Origin of the sequence: Marinobacter caseinilyticus, assembly GCF_011074955.1 — a bacterium.
GTDB lineage: Bacteria > Pseudomonadota > Gammaproteobacteria > Pseudomonadales > Oleiphilaceae > Marinobacter > Marinobacter caseinilyticus.
This window is the reverse complement of the sequence record NZ_WUQJ01000030.1, coordinates 87,614-103,527: the sequence shown is the minus strand read 5'-3', so window position 1 is coordinate 103,527 and position 15,914 is coordinate 87,614. Positions and strand designations below refer to the sequence as shown.

The window sequence follows — 15,914 nt, the reverse complement described above, 5'->3', positions numbered from 1 at the left end:
ACCAGATCATTCCGGCGCGGTAACCGGGGCTTTCTCGTACAGATAGTCCAGCAGCAGGTCTTCCCCATTGAACTCGGCATTCAATACGGCAATAAACGTGTAAACACCGATCAGCTTCCGGTTCAAAAACACGAACTCTTTCGGTGGAATGCGAAAGTACCGACTGATAGCGGACCGCGCGGCCTGGTGCGCAACCCGGGACGGTAGATCGCTCTGTTTCCAGCGGTACTGCCCATGGGCATTGACGGCGTTTGACGGCCACTGACCCGAGCTTTTAGCCAACGGTTCCAGCACCGACATACACACCTCACCAAAGCGCCTGAGAACTTCCTCCGGCCACTCACGGCTCATAAAGTTCAGTTCGATACCGCCTTCAATCACGGCTTCCAGCTCCCCTTCGTAGGACGCCCGAATCATCCGGATGACCGGCTCCAGGAAGCTCTCCGGGTACTTTTGCACGGCACCGAAATCCAGCAGTACGATCTGGTCGTGACCGTCCTCATCATCGCTCTCTTCCGCAATGCGAATCCGGTAATTGCCAAAGTTGGGGTCCGTCTGGATTTCGCCCCAGACAAACAACTCTCGGAAAAACAGCTCCAAGGCAGCGCGACCCAGCTCACTGCGCCGTTCTAAAGGCAAGTCATGGACCACCAACGAGCTCACCGAGTGGCCAGGCTCATACGTGGACGCAATGACATGCTCTGTGGAGTATTCTTCCAATACCCGCGGTACCACAAAGCGCGGATCGTCTTTGAGCATTTGCCGGAAGCGCTCGGTGGTGCGTGCTTCAAGGTGGTAATCCACTTCCCGGTGCATCATCACCCGAACCTCCTCCAGCCAGTCGCTGAATTCCGGACCGAACGACACCAGCCTGGCCACCCGAAGCAAGTGCGCAACGGCGTTCAGGTCGCTGTCGACGGCATCGGCCACACCGGGATACTGCACTTTCAGCACCAGTTCCAGGCCATCACTCCGACGCTGGGCCCGGTGCACCTGGCCCAGCGACGCCGCCCCGATGGGCTCAGGGTCAATACTCAACTCGGCGTAACGCCTGTCGCCAAGTTCCTCCATCAGCACCCGCTCAATCGCGGGCCATGCCAGCGAAGTGGTCTGATCCTCCAGCGTGTGCAACGCCTCAGTCACCTCATCGGGCAGGAAGTGCTCACCATAGAGTGCCATCACCTGACCAATCTTGACCACGCTGCCCTTGAGCTTACCCAGTTCATCCACCAGAAATTCAGCCTGGCTGGACAACATGGCGCGATGACGGGCCTCACGCTTGTCCTTGCTGCTGAACCAGTTGGTGGCCATGTGTGATGCCATGCGCGTACCGGCAAACAGACCCGCGCGCGTCAACGACAGACGGCGTTCGAAACTGCCAGTCTTGATTCGGGATACGGAATTTCCTGGTCGCTTGGAAGCCATTAACACCTATCCAGGTTCAGAAGACGGGGCCATCGCACACTTGGACCAACACCCCCATAAAATTGCAACCGCATCGGGTCTTCACCGGTGCCGCCAACGTACGTTCCATGGTCCAGTCTGTCGATGCCTCTGCCTCGACAGCATAACCTGACCTGATTATACGGGTACAGAGCGCTGCGTGGGTCACTGCGACGCCGCAATCTGGCGGGCGTTCGAGCCAATGACCTGATCCACCCAACACGCTTTCTTGCCTGCGGGACGGATCGTTCACATGGCGAAATGCGATGATGCCTTTAAACCGACCCTTCAGATGAGCGACGCAAGGCTGATGGCTATTTCGTGTTTCCAGGGCGGCACAATGGGGTGGCGAGGAATGCCTGACTATGTTGTCCGGGCGGACTCGGCAGAAGTCCATCTGATTGGCAATCGCGTAGACAAGACCATGCGGCCCAAGCGGTCGAATAGGAAGGTCACATTTTGTCAGCAACGATCAATAGTGGCACTGAAGCCGCTCAGGGTGTTGACCTCTTCGATCGCTTATTACAACGGGCGGATGAGACGCTCTATCCGGCCAAGGTAGGGGCGCATTGCCGTCTACGCGATGACCAACACCGGCTTCAGACAACCGACTATCGCACGGGCGACAGCTCTGCCTGGTGCAGCAGTTCCCGGTTTTCGGAGGCGTAGCCGAGGCGGCCGGCAAGCTCTGTGGCCAATGGCTGAATCAAATCGGCAACCGTGACGCCGGGTGTAAAATCGGTGACCTGACACATCGCCAGGCCGGCATAACCACAGGGGTTAATGCGGCTGAACGGCGTCATATCCATCGCAACATTGAGCGCCAATCCGTGAAAGGCGCAGCCACGACGCACTCTCAGACCCAACGATGCGATCTTGGCGTCATCAACGTAGACCCCCGGGGCATCCGGCCGTGGGGCCGCGGTAATGCCGTACTGCGCCAACACGCTGACCAGTGATTGCTCAATCAAATCAACCAGGGCTCGAATACCCGTTTTGGCACGACTCAGGTCAACCATCAAGTACACCACTAACTGACCTGGGCCGTGATAGGTCACCTGGCCGCCGCGATCAACCTGGACGACCGGGATCGTGCCCGGAGCCAGAATGTGTTCCGGCTTCCCGGCCTGGCCCTGGGTGTAAACCGGCGGGTGCTCCAGGAACCACAGTTCGTCGGGCGTGTCGCCGTTACGGGTAGCCGTTAGCTCCTTCATCGCCTGCCAGGTTTCCTCGTAAGGCTGCTGCGCCTCCAGCACCCGCATCAACAGCTTTGGCATCGTGATTAAAGCACCATGTGAACACGGCCGCTGGCTTTGAGCTCTTCAAACAGCGCTTTGAGTTGCGGCTCACCGGTCGCGACGATGGTGATCTGAACCGACGAAAAACGGCCCTTGCTGCTGTCATTGACGGAAATATTGGCGTCCGTGAGGCCAGGCGAATAGCGCTCAACGACTTCAACCACAAACTCAGTGAAGTCGGGCGCCGCATTCCCGATGACTTTAATGACGTAGTCACAGGGAAATTCAATTTTTGGCGGTGTTGACTCGTTCATCATACTCTCCCACAGAGTCGTCAATCAGGATCAGAACAGCTGGATGAAAAATAACTTAATCGCGTCCCACAGGCGCTTAAAGAAACCACCTTCTGGCACGCCCTTTAGTGCCAGCACAGGCTCGTCCACTATAGTCTCGCCGTCCAGCGTCACTTTCACGCGACCCAATTCCTGACCAATGTTGATGGGTGCCTTGATCACGTTGTCGACATCCACCACGGATTCCAGTGATGACTTGGAGCCACGCGGGATGGTGACAAACACATCGCCTTTAACACCGATATCCACCTGATCGAACTGTCCACCCCAGACCCGGCCTTCCAAAAGCTTCTGGCCTGCACTGAACAACCGCTCACTACTATAATACCGAAAACCGTAGTTCAGCATTTTCTGAACTTCCTGCGCCCGGGCATTAGGGCTGTCGGTGCCCATGACCACCGAAATAAACCGAGTGTCGTCGCGCTTGGCTGAGGCCACCAGGCAATAACCTGCTTCTTCGGTATGGCCCGTTTTCAGCCCATCCACCGTCGGATCTCGCCACAGCAGCGAGTTGCGGTTAGGCTGCCGAATGTCATTGTAAGTGAAATGCTTTTCGGCGTAGATCGGGTAGTTTTCTGGGTAATCCGTGATAATGGCGCGGGCCAGCAGCGCCAGGTCGTGAGCCGTAGAAAACTGTTCGGGCGAGGGCAGACCGGTGGCATTGACGAAGTGAGTTTCGTTCATGCCCAGTATCTGCGCTTGCTGATTCATGATGTCGGCGAAGGCGCCCTCACTGCCGGCAACAAATTCGGCCAACGCAACGGTGGCATCATTACCCGACTGAATAACCACGCCCCTTAAAAGGTCTTCCACCTTGACCTGGCTGCCTTCTTTGATGAACGTTCGCGATCCCCCTGTGCGCCACGCATTCACGCTGACTGGCACCATATCCGTCATGGAAATCCGCCCCTCGTCCAGCTCTCGCTCGACGATGTAGGCCGTCATCATCTTGGTCAGGCTGGCCGGGGGCAAACGCTCATGGCTGTTGCCTTCGATCAGAATCTTGCCACTGAGTGGGTCCATCAATATATAAGAGCTGGCGCCGATAGAGGGCGGTGATGGAATCAGTGCCGATTGCGCGCTGGCAAGCGTAGCCATGCACGAGAAAAGTACGATCGTGAGAAGGGATTTGAACATAGAAGTAGTTGCCATGGGTTTATTCATATTCAATGAGTGATATTCAACACCTAACCATCATACCGGGATGATGCATCCAATGAAGTACCTTAGCGGGTATCCGTCAGAACAATCGCCTGACCAAACCCTCTGCTTGCCAGTGCCTGCTGTTCCCGTCGCGCTTCCTCGGCCGACACAAACGGCCCGACCTGGACACGATGAAATGCGCCATCGGCGGTATCTATCCGGCGAACCCGGACGGACCGCTCGGTCTGCTGTTTCGCCTGCCGTGATAAGCCGTCAGCCGGGCTGCGCTGACTGAACGAGCCGAGTTGCACAAACAACGCCTGTCCCGATGCCATGCTTTGGTCCGACACCGCAATCGGCGCTTCGGCATTGGGGTATGGCGCGCCCGCGATCATCATGCTGCCATCCGGCCGGACGGTGATGGCGGCAACCTCAACTCGGGCTGTGCCGCTTGATTGATACCCCAGTTTCTTGGCCGCCGCGTAAGACAAATCGATCAGCCGATCACCATGAAATGGACCGCGATCGTTGACCCGCACCACTACGGAGCGTCCATTATCCAGATTCGTCACGCGGGCGAAACCCGGCAGCGGGAACGATTTGTGGGCCGCGGACATGGTGTACATGTCAAAGGTTTCACCGTTTGAGGTTTTGTGGCCGTGAAATTTCTCCCCGTACCAACTGGCGATGCCCCGCTCAACGTAGCCGTCCGCTGACGGCATGACCCAGTATTTCTTGCCCCACACCGTGTAGGGTGACTTATTGCCCGCCTTGCGGGGCGCTTCGTACCGTGGCCGGGCATCCTCCAGACCACTGATATCAAAGTCATTGGATGGCGCCCGATCCTGACTGATGGAATACCGGGACGGCGTATCCGGGGCGGACGCGCAACCGGCGAGAACGACCATCACCCCAATTGCTGTCCAGAGACCCAGTCTGCTCCTGGCGCTGAACGGAGGCGCGCTGTCGGCCCGGGATTGACTAAACATCATCGCCTCCGAGCGCACGCGAGAGCTGGAATACCGCCATGCCGTACAAATGGCTGTGGTTATACCGGGTAATCACATAAAAATTATGGTAGGTCAGCCACAGTTCGGCGCCGTTGGCGCCCATTAGTCTGAGAGCCCGGGCCCGGGCGCTGTCGTCAACCGCGGCGGTCACTGGCACGCCAGCTTGCCGATAGTCCGCCACCGTTTTTGTCGGCTTCAACCCACGCGTCAACAGTGGCGAGCCTTGCGGCAATCGCTGCGAATCCGCCACGGGTTCGGCCACTGCGTCGCCCCGGCGCCAGTCGTGTGCGCTGAAATAATGAGCAACGCTGCCAATGGCATCGACCGGATTGGTCAAAATATCGGCGACAGAATCGCCATCAAAATCGATCGCATAGTGTCGATAACTGCTCGATATGAACTGCCCGAATCCCATAGCACCGGCGTACGACCCCTTCACCGTCAGGGGATCAAAGCCCTGCTCCCGGGTCATGAGCAAAAACTCGCCTAACTCCCGGCGGAAAAAAGCGCTTCTGGGCGGGTAATCAAAGGCCAGAGTGGCCAGCGCGTCCAGTACCCGGTATTTACCGGTGAAGCGTCCATAACGGGTTTCCACGCCGATAATCGCGGCGATGATGTACCTTGACACGCCGTATTCCGCCTCAGCCCGATCGAATGCCTCGCGATACTGCGCCAAAAATGCCCGGCCGCCATCCACTTGTTCCGATCGAATGAACAGCCGACGGTAATCATGCCACTCCATGGTTTTTTCAGCGGGTTTGCTGATCGCGTTAATAATGACTTGCTTGCGCTCGGCCTGATTCAGCCACGTCTCAAGAACCTCAGCGCTGAAACCGTGCTGAGTCGCCATTTCACGAATGAAAGCCTGGCCATCTTCTCGGGCCGCATAACCGGCTTCAGTCTCATTACTGGCCTGAGCTCCGCCTTGCAAAATGACTAAAACAGCCGCCCCAAGCCATACTCGGCACCGGCTCGCAACCTGTGTCTTCATGAATACCCTTGTTTTACCAACAACCCGGTTCGCCGGTGCCGCACAACACCCAAAATACCAATCAACACGGACAATACCGTTGCCCATAACGACCGCCAACCCCCGCCTTTATAAGCCCGGAGACTAGCACGGGGGCTTAAGATTTCACCATGAGTTCATGGTGATTCTAACCAAAAGGTAACGCCATCAGGCGGTGATCATTCTTCGATGTGTGTGTATTGACATCAGCACACCAAAGGCCGCCATCAACGTTACGATGGATGTGCCCCCATAGCTGATCAATGGCAAAGGCACACCAACCACCGGCAATAAACCGCTCACCATGCCCACATTGACGAACACATACACAAAAAATGTCATGGTGAGCGCCCCGGCCAGCAAACGACTGAATGAATCCTGCGCATTGGCGGCGATATACAAACACCGCGTCAGTATCAAAAGGTACACCGACATCAGCGCCAGCATGCCAACAAACCCGAACTCTTCCGCCAGCACCGCGACAATGAAATCGGTATGGCTCTCCGGCAGAAATTCCAGGTGAGACTGTGTCCCCTGCATCCAGCCCTTGCCGCTCCAGCCGCCAGAGCCAATGGCGGTTTTCGATTGCATAATGTTCCAGCCGGCGCCCAGGGGATCACTTTCCGGATCCAGCAGCGTCAACACCCGCTGCTTCTGGTAATCCCGCATGCCAAAAAACCACATCAGGGGCGCGGCGATGGACACCAGGGCGAAAAAAGCACTAATGACCCGCCAACGGATGCCCGCAAAAAACACCACGAACAAGCCCGCGGAACCAACCAACAGCGAGGTGCCCAGATCCGGTTGTTTAATAATCAGACCCATGGGCAACAGCACCAGAATCAGCGCCACCCCGACTTTTGACAACCTTGGCGGCAGCATGTGGCGGGAGAGGTACCAGGCGACCATCATCGGCACCACAATCTTCATCAACTCAGAGGGCTGAAAGCGGGGCAACCCCGGCAATGCCAGCCAACGCTGGGCACCCTTGGCGCCTATGCCCACCAGCAAGACCGCCAATAGCGCAATCAAGCCAACGCCATACAGCCAAGGCGTCCATCGTCGGTAAACCGATGGGTCCAGCTGGGCAAAGACAAACATCACAAAAAAGGCCAGACCGATCCGAATGCCTTGCGCCTTAACCAACTCAATCCGTCCGTCGCCACCGCTAAACAGGACAAAAAGCCCGAATGCCACCAGACCCACCAGCAGCACCAGGAGAATAGGGTCGATATGCAGTGCTGACCAGAAGCTACGGGGTCCTGACAACGATTGGTGAGACAGTGGCCGTGAAAAGTCACGCAATGCCATTAGCGGTCCTCCTCATTGGTTTGCCCGACCACCATGGCTTCGCCTTCGTTTGGAAATTCCATTAACCAGGCATCGAATAACGCACGCGCCACTGGTGCGGCAGTGCCACTGCCGCTGCCGCCGTTTTCGACAATAACGGCGACCGCAATCTTGGGGTCTTCAATCGGCGCAAACCCTATAAACAACGCGTGATCGCGCAGCCGCTCACGAATTTCATCGGCGTCGTACTCTTCATCCTGAGCCAGACTGAACACCTGCGCGGTACCGGTTTTTCCGGCCATCTCATAGGGCGCCCCAAACGCCGCTCGGCGGGCAGTGCCTTTGGCACTGTGCATCACCGCTTTCATGGCATTCACGCCAAAATTCCAGTCATCCTGATTCTTCAGGATGATGTCGTCTTTGCTGGGTGGCGGCAGCCGGCCCTCGAGCGAGTGATCGCCCAATACATCGTTGAGCAACCGCGGCTGCTGCCATTGCCCACGGTTTGCCATCACCGTGGTTGCCGTTGCAAGCTGCAACGGCGTGGCCAGATTGAAGCCCTGGCCAATGCCCATATTGACGGAGTCCCCCGGGTACCAGGGCGCATTGCGTGCCGCACGCTTCCAGTCACTGGATGGCAGCAGTCCGGGTAAGGCACCGCTAATGTCCAGCGATGTTTCTTCGCCAAAACCGAATTGGGCCAAGTAATGGTGCATGGTGTCCACCCCCATTCGGACTGCCGCATCGTAAAAATAAATGTCACACGATTCCGCCACGGCAGCGGTCAGATCGACCCAGCCGTGGCCACCACGCTTCCAGTCCCGATAACGACGGCCACTGGGTTTCAGCTGAAAATAACCGGGGTCCCAGATCAACCGATCCCGCGTGGTCACACCGCTGTCCAGAGCCGCAATCGCCAGCATGGGCTTTATGGTGGATCCGGGCGGGTATTGCCCCCGTAACGCACGGTTAAACAACGGCTTATCCAGTGATCTATTGAGCTCCTGATAGGCCTGAACCCCAATGCCAGTCACAAACAAATTGGCATCAAATCCGGGCACACTCGCCAGCGCCAGCACGCCGCCGGTTTTCGGTTCGATCGCTACGATGGCCCCACGACGTTCCGCCAGCAGTTCAAAGGCCAGCTTTTGCAGACGAATGTCCAGGTGCAAACGAATATCCTCACCCGGTACCGGGCTTTCTCGCTCAAGCACCCGCAATGTCCGGCCCCGGGCATTGGTCTCCACATGTTGGTAGCCCACCTTGCCATGCAGAAGCTCTTCGTAGAAACGCTCAATACCCGACTTGCCTATGTAGTTGGTGCCGGCGTAGTTGACCGGATCAATGCGTTGAAGTTCATCACGATTGATCCGCCCCACGTAGCCAAGGGCATGAGAGGTTATTTCACCAAAAGGGTAATAGCGCACCAGCTCAGCATTGACTTCCACTCCGGGGAGTTCGTGTCGGTGCACCGCCATGCTGGCGATTTCGATCTCAGTGAGATCGTACCTTAAGGGAATTTCCTGGAAGGGTCGGCGTGGTTCCTGGAGGCGGCGCTGAAATCGCACGAGGTCCTCCTCCGATATCGCCAGGATGCGCTGTAAATCCGCCAATGTCTGATCAATGTCGCCGACGCGCTCAGGCACAATGGTGACACTGAACACCGGCCGGTTTTCCGCCAGCAACACATCGTTCCGGTCGTAAACCAATCCTCGCGGAGGTGCCACAGACTGAACCTGAACGCGATTTTTATCCGAAAGTGTTGTGTAGGTATCGTGTTGGATAATCTGCAGATGGTACATGCGGGCGATCAGTACACCCATCATTACCCACAATAAAAGAAGGGCAACCAGCGTCCGACGCTGGAAGATACGCCGTTCAGCGGCAGTGTCTTTGAACTCGCCCCACGGCATGTCGTGTTCCTAAGCGCGGTGGTATGGGTGATTCCGGGTAATGGACCAGGCCCGATAAAGCTGCTCTGCCAGCAGGATCCGCACCAGTGGGTGCGGAAGCGTCAGAGGTGACAACGACCATAACTGGTCGGCCTGGGCACGACACTCGGGTGCCAGACCGTCGGGGCCACCCACCATGAAACTGACATCGCGACCGTCCTGTTGCCAGTTTTCCAACTTCGCCGCCAGTTGCTCCGTTGACCAGGGCCGCCCGCCCACTTCAAGTGCAACCAACCGGTCACCCTTACCCGCAGCAGATAGAATGGCCTCGCCTTCGCGCTGCATTAACCGGGTAATGTCCGGATTCTTGCCTCGATGAGACAACGCAATTTCCGATAACTCCAACGGCAGCTCCGGTGGCATACGCCGGGCGTATTCGTTGTAGCCCCGGCTGACCCAGTCCGGCATTTTCTGACCGACGCAGATCAACCGTAACTTCATTGTTACTCGCTACCTGCGGCGCCTACATCCGGCGCATCCCGCCACAACCGCTCCAGATCGTAAAACTCTCGGGTCGCGGGCATCATCACGTGAACCACAATGTCGCCCAGGTCCACTAGAATCCAGTCACTGACATTGGCGCCTTCGATGTTGGCGGCGCGCACGCCATTCTCTTTGGCTTCGGTGACGACCGAGTCCGCAAGCGACCGGCAGTGACGATTGGAGGTGCCAGAGGCCAGGATCATGTAATCCGTTACGCTGGTTCTTTCACGGACATCAATAATACTGACGTCCTTCGCTTTCACGTCTTCCAGTGCGTGAACCACAACATCTTTTAATTGCTCTGCCTGCATAATCACCCTGTAACGAGGCCCGTAACAAATGTTACCACCCGACAAATAAGATTCAGGGGCGATTGTAACACTAAAACATTCACGCAGGGCAGGCCGAAATAAGCCCGACATCGAGAACCCGGGCAGCGTCAAGACCCAAGGTAAAGCCCCAGCGCCTGAATCTCCGCCCAGACCCTGTCAGGCAATAAATACCGGGGTGACCGACCGGCCTGTATGGCCTCGCGAATACCCGTTGCCGAAATCGCCAACAATGGCAAGTCCACCGTCAGGGTCAACCCTCCGGGTCGTGCATGGAGTTGTTCTGGCGAATCAGCCTGCCGGGCGAGAAGTAGTTCAGCCGGCAGGCCATCCGACGTCAGCTCGGCACCCGGGCGGTTGACCACTATGATGTGGGCTAGTTCAGGGATCACCTGCCAATCGTGCCAACGGTCGAATGCGGCAAACGCGTCGGTACCCACCACCATGGCGATAGGCTCGTCTGCGCCCAGCTCAGCCCGCAGCTGTCGCAGAGTATCCACCGTGTAGGACACGCCGTCGCGACCGAGCTCGCGGTCGTCCACCGTCAGACCCGGCTCGCCCTCAATGGCCAACCGCAGCAGTGCCAGTCGGTTATGACTGTCGGCGCCCGGCTGAGCCCTGTGGGGTGGGACATGACAAGGCACCAACACAACTTGCTCAATGTTCAGGCGCTCTTTCAGTTCAATCGCCAATCGCAGATGGCCATGGTGTACCGGATCAAACGTGCCGCCGTAGATCAGATGCATGACGTGTCAGGTCCGAACATGACCATCGCCAAAGACAACGTATTTCTGGGACGTCAACCCCTCCAGCCCAACCGGACCTCGAGCGTGGATTTTATCGGTCGAGATGCCAATCTCGGCACCAAGACCATACTCAAAACCATCTGCAAAACGGGTCGACGCGTTGACCATGACGGACGCAGAGTCAACCTCCGTAATGAACCGACGGGCGCGCGTATAGTTTTCCGTGATGATGGCATCGGTATGCTGGGAACTGTATGTATTGATATGGGCAATGGCGGCGTCGAGCCCGTCCACTACTCGAACGGCCAGAATCGGCGCCAAGTATTCCGTGCTCCAGTCTTCGTCTGATGCGACCGTGACGTCGGGCAGCACCGCTCTCGTGCGATCGCAGCCTCGCAGTTCGACCTCCATGCGACCAAACGCCTGCGCCAGCAAAGGCAAAATATCGTCCGCGATCTCGCTGTCGACCAGCAGGGTTTCCATCGTGTTACAGGTGCCGTATCGCTGCGTCTTGGCATTAACGGCCACGTTGATTGCCTTCTCCGGGTCTGCGTGGCTGTCGATATACACATGGCAAATACCATCCAGGTGTTTGATCACCGGCACCCGAGCCTCACGGCTGATCCGCTCAATCAACCCCTTGCCGCCCCTGGGCACGATCACATCAACGTACTCAGGCATGGTGATGAGCGCCCCCACGGCGGCCCGGTCAGTGGTTTTGACGACCTGCACCGCTGTTTCCGGCAAGCCTGCCTCTGCCAGGCCCTTGGCCAGACACGCGGCAATGGCCTGATTGGAATGAATCGACTCGGAGCCGCCTCGAAGGATCGTGGCATTGCCGGATTTCAGGCACAAACTGGCCGCCTCGACAGTGACGTTGGGCCGGGATTCGTAAATGATGCCAATGACCCCGAGTGGCACTCGCATTTTACCCACTTGAATGCCCGAGGGGCGGTAGGCCAGGTTGGTGATCTCGCCAATCGGGTCTCCCAGAGCTGCCACCTGACGCAACCCCTCAATCATGCTGTCAATCCGTGCAGGCGTCAGTTCAAGGCGATCCAGCATGGCGGCATCCAACCCGCTTGCACGGCCTTTCTCAAGGTCTTTGGCATTGGCCAATGCCAGCTCATGGCGGGCCTCGTCCAGTGCGGCCGCAGTCGCAAGCAACGCCCGATTACGGACGGCTGTCGTAGAACGCGCTACCAGCGTCGACGCCTGTCGTGCATGCTGGCCAACTTCAGTCATGTAACTCGCAATATCCATCCCAACACCTTTACTGAAACCATCGACATCAAAAATAAAGCGCCCACTTTACCTTTCCGCATTCAAGTACGCACCTCAAGTGTTTATTATACCGCTGCGGACAGCTCTCTCGTCACAGGCTACCTGATTTTCGGGTACCCTGTGTCAATACGGAATTTTATAAGGACGAACAGCATGGCCCAGATGGCCGACAAATTCTTGCTCAGCCGTTTCGCCAGGCTTGGTTGCCTGCTATTGCTGGGCCTGGCTGCCTATGCAGCGGTTATTTCCAGCTGGCTTTCTGTTTCAGCGGCGCTCACCGGCGCGGCATTGATCTGGACAACGCCGGCCAATAACCCCGATCACGCCCGACCGGTCTGGGTTAATATCAGTCGGGTGATGGCGGTGGCCCTGACCGGCTTTCTGATCACCAGCCTCTGGACCGGACCGGTGAGCCTGACGCACTGGCTCTATGTCGTTCCCCTGGTGGCTTTCGCACTCTTTCCGATAGCCTGGGCTGCGATGCTGATTGTCGCCTGCATGGTGGCGGTCATGGTCACCGCCTTAATGCCTGAGGCCGGACCCGGCCGCCATCAACTGGTCAGTTCGTTGCTACTCACCATTGCATTGACAGGGCTTTTGGTCTTCCTGCGAGAGTATAAAACCCGACAACTGGCCCCACTGCGCAGAACCGATGAACTGACCCAGGCTGCCAGCCGAGACTATTTGTCCGCGGACCTGCACAAAGAGATTCAGCGCAGCGAACGCGAAGGCACTGACATGGCCATCATTATGGTCGGTCTCGATACCCACCTGAGCGATTCCGACCCCGACGCCGATATTAAGGCAATTCTTCCACGTATCGGACGTTTCCTGCATTCTCAGCTCAGGGACTTTGACAGTTATTACCGGGTCGCCGACCTCCAGTTTCTTATTATTCTACCGGGTAACACCACCGCCGAATCGGCTGCCAAAGCAGAACAGATACGCAAGGGCCTTAAAGCCCTGCTGGTCTCACACGAATTGGACTTGACCGTGAGCGCCGGCATCGCTGGGCTGAATATCGGCGATGATGCCGACAGTCTGCAACAATCCGCTGCCAACGCCCTGCGACGAGCCCAGCAACAAGGGGGCAATCGGGTCCAGTCCTACAGTGCCTGGTCTGATCGCTCGGGGACTAAAACGGGGGAGCCACGCCTTGACTGAGACCCGACTCCGCACCTTTACCCACTTGGCCGGCTACGGCCTGGCGACGCTGTTTATTATTACCCTGGCTTCGCAAAATCTGCGCTACGGGTTTTATGAGCTCTTCTACCTTGCCGTTGGGCTCGCGCTTTTGACCACCATTGGGGGCGTTTACACCCTGATTTCAAGGCGCCAGCAATTACGGGCGCCGGGCCACGTGATTATCTTGGCGCTGGTGAATGCCGCTGTGGTGGCTGCCCTGTTTTCACTGGACCGTCCAGACATCAGTTACTGGTGCCTTCCGGCGCTATTGCTGAACATGCTGATTCTGCCCCTGCGCCAGGGTCTGGTGCTGTCGCTTTGCCTGTCGGCATCGCTGACCGTGTACTTGCTGTCCACGCTGCCGCTCGCCGAAGCCTTGCTCACCGTCATGGCGGCATTACTTATACTGAGCGCGGCATCTCTGTACATCTGGCATTACAACCACATGGCGCAGTCGGCGGAAGACCTCGCCATTACCGATCCGGTGACTGGCGCCCACAATGCACGTTTTCTCGATGAAACCCTGCAAAAAGAAATCAGTCGTGCCAATGTGACAGGGCATTCCCTGTCAGTGATCCTGCTCGGCATCGATTACGTCAGTGAAGCCGAGGACCTTCATGGTGAAGCCGGTATGCAGAACCTGTTCAAACAGGTCACTGAGCAGCTGTTTGACGTCATCCGCGCCGGCGACACGCTGTATGCCCTTGGCAACGGCGAGTTTTTCCTGATTCTGCCGTTTACACCGGAAGAAGGCGTGCGCGTGATTGCGGAACGGGTGCGCCGGACGTTGGGCGAACATCGCTGGCCCATTGTCAGCCGAATGACTGTCAGCCTGGGTTGTACGACCCGAGGTGCCAGTGACACCCGAAGCGACACCCTCCGGGGGCGCACACTGCACGCACTCAATGAAGCTCGCAAGCGCGGCCACGACACCATCTGGTACAGTCGTGGTGACGGCCGCTAACCATGATCTCGGACTGGTTGGAGACACTCACGGCCTGGCTTGCCGGCCACCCCGGCTGGCTTGCCGCCGCACTGCTGCTCACGGCCCTCACCGAATCGCTGGCAATTGCCGGCCTGATTGTACCGGGGGTGGCCATTCTGTTTGCGATGGCTGCACTGGCGGGCAAAACCGGCATGCCCGTGGTGGAGGCTTTGGTTTGGGCCGGCGCCGGCGCAGTATTGGGTGATGGCATCAGTTTCTGGCTGGGCCGGCACTTCAAGGGCCGACTGCACACCCTCTGGCCCCTCAGCCGCTACCAGGGTTTGCTGACCCGGGGCGAGCAGTTTTTTCGTCATCACGGTGGCAAAAGTGTCGTGATTGGCCGTTTCCTGGGTCCGGTCCGCCCAGTGGTTCCGCTGATCGCGGGTGCCTTTAACATGCCTTGGCGGCGTTTCCTGTTGTTCAATATTGTCTCCGCCATCGGCTGGGCGCCGGTCTATATCCTGCCGGGCTTTCTGGTCGGCAGTGCCCTCGCCTACCAGATATCCCTGCCACCCCACCTCTACGCTATACTGGGCTTCACAACCGCCGTGCTGGCCGCACTCTATTGGCTGATCTTCCGGCTCCAATGGGGCTTGGATAGCGGCAGTCGTACCTACGAAACTGTAAAGTCCTGGATGGCACAGTACGACAGTACCCATTGGTTCTGGCGTACTTTTTCCAGCACCCGCCCGGCCAGCGGTGGCGAATTTCCGCTCGGCTCGCTGAGCCTGGGCGTGGCCGCCGGGGTCCTGTTTCTGACCCTGGCGTCCGTCAGCCTGTCCACCCATTTGCATGAAGGCCTGGACCAGCAAGCCAAAGTCTTTTTTGTCGAGTTGCGCCACCCCCTGTTCGACCCCTTTGCCCTTGCAATGACGTCACTTGGCGACATCTGGCCACTGGTTGCGGGTGCGGCTCTTGCTATTGCTACATTCTTGTTCCGAGGCTATTACGCCGCAGCGCTCCATATTGCATTGGGACTGGCACTGACGGCGCTGATGGTGACCGGTCTTAAGGAAGGGTTTGCCATAGCCCGGCCAGATCTGGTTGCCATCAAACCGGCTTCCTGGTCCTTCCCCAGTGGCCACGCCACCGGCATAACCGTTTTTATGGCGCTGACCGCCAGTTTCGTTGCACGCGAGTTCCACAATCGCCTGCGGTGGCGGTTCTACCTGCTGTTCAGCCTGCCCGTATTGCTGGTGGCCATCAGCCGGATGTATCTGGGGGTGCACTGGCTCAGCGATGTCGTGGGTGGCATTCTGCTGGGACTGTCGATCAGCGGCTTTATTCGTGCCAGCTACAGTCGCTATGACCAGACCCCAATCCATCTGGACCTGGTTAGCCTACTGGCCATGCTGCTCTGGCTGGCATTGATGGTTGGCTACATTGTACTGCATTGGCCAGAGGCCGTAAGGATGTATGCGGCGCCGGTCACCTGAGGTTTAAGCATGCCCTTGTTCCAACTCC

15 protein-coding genes are annotated in these 15,914 nt (G+C 57.7%); 3 read left to right on the top strand and 12 right to left on the bottom strand.

Annotated features, from left to right (window positions below):
* Window positions 1–6 precede the first annotated feature (6 nt).
* The 12 genes from GRX64_RS15160 to GRX64_RS15105 form a co-directional block, all read right to left on the bottom strand.
* Window positions 7–1,425 carry an ABC1 kinase family protein gene (locus tag GRX64_RS15160; RefSeq protein ID WP_166268584.1) on the bottom strand — a complete coding sequence of 473 codons (1,419 nt, stop codon included), beginning with the start codon at window positions 1,423–1,425 and terminating at the stop codon, window positions 7–9.
* A 629-nt stretch (window positions 1,426–2,054) separates the two neighbouring features.
* Window positions 2,055–2,720: a lipoyl(octanoyl) transferase LipB gene (gene lipB / locus GRX64_RS15155; RefSeq protein WP_166268583.1), complete on the bottom strand. Its 666-nt coding sequence runs from the start codon at window positions 2,718–2,720 to the stop codon at window positions 2,055–2,057.
* A gap of 5 nt (window positions 2,721–2,725) precedes the next feature.
* Complete coding sequence (locus GRX64_RS15150) at window positions 2,726–2,995, bottom strand: HP0495 family protein (protein ID WP_166268602.1); 270 nt, start codon at window positions 2,993–2,995, stop codon at window positions 2,726–2,728.
* A 30-nt stretch (window positions 2,996–3,025) separates the two neighbouring features.
* Window positions 3,026–4,186, bottom strand: coding sequence for a D-alanyl-D-alanine carboxypeptidase family protein (locus GRX64_RS15145; RefSeq protein WP_166268582.1), 1,161 nt, complete (start codon window positions 4,184–4,186; stop codon window positions 3,026–3,028).
* Between the two features lie 74 nt (window positions 4,187–4,260).
* Window positions 4,261–5,085: a septal ring lytic transglycosylase RlpA family protein gene (locus GRX64_RS15140; protein WP_166268601.1), complete on the bottom strand. Its 825-nt coding sequence runs from the start codon at window positions 5,083–5,085 to the stop codon at window positions 4,261–4,263.
* A 73-nt stretch (window positions 5,086–5,158) separates the two neighbouring features.
* Entirely contained in the window at window positions 5,159–6,178 is a 1,020-nt protein-coding gene (gene mltB, locus GRX64_RS15135) for a lytic murein transglycosylase B (protein ID WP_166268581.1), read from the bottom strand.
* Between the two features lie 186 nt (window positions 6,179–6,364).
* Window positions 6,365–7,507: a rod shape-determining protein RodA gene (rodA, locus tag GRX64_RS15130; protein WP_166268580.1), complete on the bottom strand. Its 1,143-nt coding sequence runs from the start codon at window positions 7,505–7,507 to the stop codon at window positions 6,365–6,367.
* Window positions 7,507–9,399, bottom strand: a complete 1,893-nt coding sequence (mrdA, locus tag GRX64_RS15125; RefSeq protein WP_166268579.1) for a penicillin-binding protein 2 — start codon at window positions 9,397–9,399, stop codon at window positions 7,507–7,509. The genes rodA and mrdA overlap by 1 nt, the downstream gene beginning before the upstream one ends.
* 9 nt (window positions 9,400–9,408) lie before the next feature.
* Entirely contained in the window at window positions 9,409–9,879 is a 471-nt protein-coding gene (gene rlmH, locus GRX64_RS15120) for a 23S rRNA (pseudouridine(1915)-N(3))-methyltransferase RlmH (protein ID WP_166268578.1), read from the bottom strand.
* Window positions 9,880–9,881: 2 nt separating this feature from the next.
* A complete protein-coding gene (rsfS, locus tag GRX64_RS15115; RefSeq protein ID WP_166268577.1) occupies window positions 9,882–10,232 on the bottom strand; it encodes a ribosome silencing factor in 351 nt (116 codons plus the stop codon).
* 128 nt (window positions 10,233–10,360) lie between these two features.
* Window positions 10,361–10,996, bottom strand: a complete 636-nt coding sequence (nadD, locus tag GRX64_RS15110) for a nicotinate-nucleotide adenylyltransferase (RefSeq protein WP_166268576.1) — start codon at window positions 10,994–10,996, stop codon at window positions 10,361–10,363.
* A gap of 6 nt (window positions 10,997–11,002) precedes the next feature.
* Complete coding sequence (locus GRX64_RS15105) at window positions 11,003–12,259, bottom strand: glutamate-5-semialdehyde dehydrogenase (RefSeq protein WP_166268575.1); 1,257 nt, start codon at window positions 12,257–12,259, stop codon at window positions 11,003–11,005.
* Between the two features lie 174 nt (window positions 12,260–12,433).
* Between GRX64_RS15105 and GRX64_RS15100 the strand changes: the two genes are divergently transcribed.
* The 3 genes from GRX64_RS15100 to GRX64_RS15090 are packed head-to-tail and all read left to right on the top strand — an operon-like array spanning window position 12,434 to window position 15,886.
* Window positions 12,434–13,444, top strand: a complete 1,011-nt coding sequence (locus tag GRX64_RS15100) for a GGDEF domain-containing protein (protein WP_166268574.1) — start codon at window positions 12,434–12,436, stop codon at window positions 13,442–13,444.
* A complete protein-coding gene (locus GRX64_RS15095) occupies window positions 13,437–14,429 on the top strand; it encodes a GGDEF domain-containing protein (RefSeq protein ID WP_166268573.1) in 993 nt (330 codons plus the stop codon). Before GRX64_RS15100 ends, GRX64_RS15095 begins: the two co-directional genes overlap by 8 nt.
* 2 nt (window positions 14,430–14,431) lie before the next feature.
* Window positions 14,432–15,886: a bifunctional DedA family/phosphatase PAP2 family protein gene (locus tag GRX64_RS15090; protein WP_166268572.1), complete on the top strand. Its 1,455-nt coding sequence runs from the start codon at window positions 14,432–14,434 to the stop codon at window positions 15,884–15,886.
* Window positions 15,887–15,914 lie beyond the last annotated feature (28 nt).

What these genes read in the sequence shown, in the direction of transcription:
- GRX64_RS15160 (WP_166268584.1), bottom strand. Translation starts at nt 1,425, where the DNA reads ATGGCTTCCAAGCGACCAGGAAATTCCGTATCCCGAATCAAGACTGGC.
- lipB (WP_166268583.1), bottom strand. Translation starts at nt 2,720, where the DNA reads ATGCCAAAGCTGTTGATGCGGGTGCTGGAGGCGCAGCAGCCTTACGAG.
- GRX64_RS15150 (WP_166268602.1), bottom strand. Translation starts at nt 2,995, where the DNA reads ATGAACGAGTCAACACCGCCAAAAATTGAATTTCCCTGTGACTACGTC.
- GRX64_RS15145 (WP_166268582.1), bottom strand. Translation starts at nt 4,186, where the DNA reads ATGGCAACTACTTCTATGTTCAAATCCCTTCTCACGATCGTACTTTTC.
- GRX64_RS15140 (WP_166268601.1), bottom strand. Translation starts at nt 5,085, where the DNA reads ATGGTCGTTCTCGCCGGTTGCGCGTCCGCCCCGGATACGCCGTCCCGG.
- mltB (WP_166268581.1), bottom strand. Translation starts at nt 6,178, where the DNA reads ATGAAGACACAGGTTGCGAGCCGGTGCCGAGTATGGCTTGGGGCGGCT.
- rodA (WP_166268580.1), bottom strand. Translation starts at nt 7,507, where the DNA reads ATGGCATTGCGTGACTTTTCACGGCCACTGTCTCACCAATCGTTGTCA.
- mrdA (WP_166268579.1), bottom strand. Translation starts at nt 9,399, where the DNA reads ATGCCGTGGGGCGAGTTCAAAGACACTGCCGCTGAACGGCGTATCTTC.
- rlmH (WP_166268578.1), bottom strand. Translation starts at nt 9,879, where the DNA reads ATGAAGTTACGGTTGATCTGCGTCGGTCAGAAAATGCCGGACTGGGTC.
- rsfS (WP_166268577.1), bottom strand. Translation starts at nt 10,232, where the DNA reads ATGCAGGCAGAGCAATTAAAAGATGTTGTGGTTCACGCACTGGAAGAC.
- nadD (WP_166268576.1), bottom strand. Translation starts at nt 10,996, where the DNA reads ATGCATCTGATCTACGGCGGCACGTTTGATCCGGTACACCATGGCCAT.
- GRX64_RS15105 (WP_166268575.1), bottom strand. Translation starts at nt 12,259, where the DNA reads ATGGATATTGCGAGTTACATGACTGAAGTTGGCCAGCATGCACGACAG.
- GRX64_RS15100 (WP_166268574.1), top strand. Translation starts at nt 12,434, where the DNA reads ATGGCCCAGATGGCCGACAAATTCTTGCTCAGCCGTTTCGCCAGGCTT.
- GRX64_RS15090 (WP_166268572.1), top strand. Translation starts at nt 14,432, where the DNA reads ATGATCTCGGACTGGTTGGAGACACTCACGGCCTGGCTTGCCGGCCAC.